Below are 2,049 nucleotides of genomic sequence, written 5' to 3'. Positions count from 1 at the left end.
AGTTTGTCACAGAGTTTAGGCAGGCACGCGGTGATAAGAGCCAGGACTGACGACCACTAGATGACGGTGGCGGCCAAGCCGCGGACCCAGAGGAAGCGGATCGGGCAAAGGTCGTAGCGTGTGGCAATCCGCCTCCAGTTCCGCAGTAAGGGTTAGAGTTGAGGCGACTATGACAGGCACCGTGGTTGCAGTTGCGAAAGCCAAGGGGCATCGCTTCTCAAAAATCTGGCACTCGAAATCTTACTTCTGGAAGGTCTCGGCGTTGCGGAAGATGCGCATCAGGGATCGACTGTGAAGCACCGCTCCTGCGTGGCCGCGGATCCCATGCAGCCCAACCTGCGCCAGGTCCACCTGATCCACTCGGAGCTGTTCGATGAACTGGCAGATCAAGCTTCCGCATTCAGCCCGCCGACTTGGGGGAGAATATCACGACCAAGAACCTTGATCTCCTCTCTCCCGGAGGGAGCCGTTCTGCGTATCGGTCCTGATGTGCAGTTGGTCGTAACGGGCTTGAGAAACCCCTGCTCACAGATCGAATAATTCCAGAAAGGTCTCATCAAGGCGGTTCTCGACAAGGGCGCAGACGGACGCCTTGTTCGAAAGACCGGGATCATGGCGACCGTCAAAGCGGCGGCGTTGTCAGAAAAGAGGACGAGATCGAGGTGATCTACCCACCCCTGCCCTACAGACCGCTGAAGCCTCTTTGAAGTTACCCGGGCACAACGTCGCCGGGATTGAGGAACGACATTAGAGCTGTCGATCGGACAGCATCTTCGTGTGCGCCTGAAACCTCACTGCTATCATCTGTCTAGATGGCGCCGTAGTAACGGCAAAACAGAGCAGGTTGGATAATGCGAACGCACTTTGCTGTTCTTTTGGCTTTCGTGATGACCACCGGGTGCGCGGTTGGTTCTGGTGCAGTCGTTCGGGGTGCCGGTCCCAACGATCTCCTGAAGCTTCGCGAAGGCCCTGGCCTCGACCACGCCATCATAATCGGCCTGCCCGACGGAACACGCCTTGCGCGCCGGAACTGTCTGACGAGGAACAGCAAGGTCTGGTGCCGGGTCTCCCTCGCCGACAGGCCGAGTGTATCGGGCTACGTGTCAGCGGACTATCTGACGCCTCGCTAAGGAAGACATCCGCCCATCGCTGACGGCGTTGGAAGCGTATCCGATCATGACCTCGACTTCCTCGATAAGCGAGCACGCGACATGTTTGGACTGATCCCGCCGTTTCGGGCACAAACCCTTATTCGGAAACGTCAGTGTGCAGCGTGCATCACCGTCGGGGTTCGCAGGATCAGCTTGATGTGTCCACCTGTCCATCTGGATTCACCGGTCTCGCCAGACCATCAAGTTCCTTGCGCAGCGCATCCGCCTGTCTGTCCCTGATCTGGCAGGCGGACTTGACCTGGTCAGCAACAGCCCAGACTGAAGCCTGCAACGCTTGACCGGCAGGCGTCAGCTCGACAAGGACCCGGCGCTCATCCAGCAGGTCACGCTTCTTTGAGATCAGCCCGGATTGCTCCATGCGCTTGAGGAGAGGAACGATCGTGCCGGTATCGATTCCAAGCTTGACGCCAATCTTACCCACCGAACCCGGAGACGTTTCGAGCAGTTCGAGCATCACCAGGTATTGGGGAAAAGTCAGACCGAGCGGCTCCAAAAACCGCCTGTGCATCCGCATGATCCGGTTCGCCGCCCCGTAGAGTGCGAACGAGAGTTGCTTGTCGACCTGGCGACGGGCCTCGCTTTTACGGCTCATTTGATCCCCGGCTTAAACTGATGAGGTGTCTTGCGATACGAGAGCATTCCAAGCTTGGTCGAAGCTTTCCCCCTGGAACTGTATGCTGATCCCTAGAACGTAACGCATCAACTTGTTGCGGACGACAACCAAGGGCACACCTCCAGATCTCTGTTCGGACGGAGAGCTGCCCGCGTAGCGAGTTGGGAGCCCAAAAGGCGAGGCACATCTCTGCAACGTCAAATCGCCGCGCGCCACATCCGATACCGCCCCTGCCCGGTCATCTCCCGGATCAGACCCTGTGCC

At 58.3% G+C, this 2,049-nt stretch carries 2 protein-coding genes; one reads left to right on the top strand and one right to left on the bottom strand.

The window, feature by feature from the left end:
* Positions 1-851 precede the first annotated feature (851 nt).
* Positions 852-1,130, top strand: coding sequence for an SH3 domain-containing protein (locus TY51_RS21465; protein ID WP_081995304.1), 279 nt, complete (start codon positions 852-854; stop codon positions 1,128-1,130).
* 169 nt (positions 1,131-1,299) lie between these two features.
* Here TY51_RS21465 and TY51_RS19335 read toward each other — a convergent pair whose 3' ends face one another.
* Positions 1,300-1,764, bottom strand: coding sequence for a MarR family winged helix-turn-helix transcriptional regulator (locus TY51_RS19335; protein ID WP_042252906.1), 465 nt, complete (start codon positions 1,762-1,764; stop codon positions 1,300-1,302).
* Positions 1,765-2,049 lie beyond the last annotated feature (285 nt).

This window comes from Paracoccus sp. PAMC 22219, assembly GCF_000787695.1.
In the GTDB taxonomy this organism is placed as follows: domain Bacteria; phylum Pseudomonadota; class Alphaproteobacteria; order Rhodobacterales; family Rhodobacteraceae; genus Paracoccus.
This window is presented reverse-complemented; position numbering and strand designations above follow the sequence as displayed.

Bases quoted from the DNA above. Each gene is read 5' to 3' on its own strand.
- TY51_RS21465 (WP_081995304.1), top strand. From the start codon at position 852: ATGCGAACGCACTTTGCTGTTCTTTTGGCTTTCGTGATGACCACCGGG.
- TY51_RS19335 (WP_042252906.1), bottom strand. From the start codon at position 1,764: ATGAGCCGTAAAAGCGAGGCCCGTCGCCAGGTCGACAAGCAACTCTCG.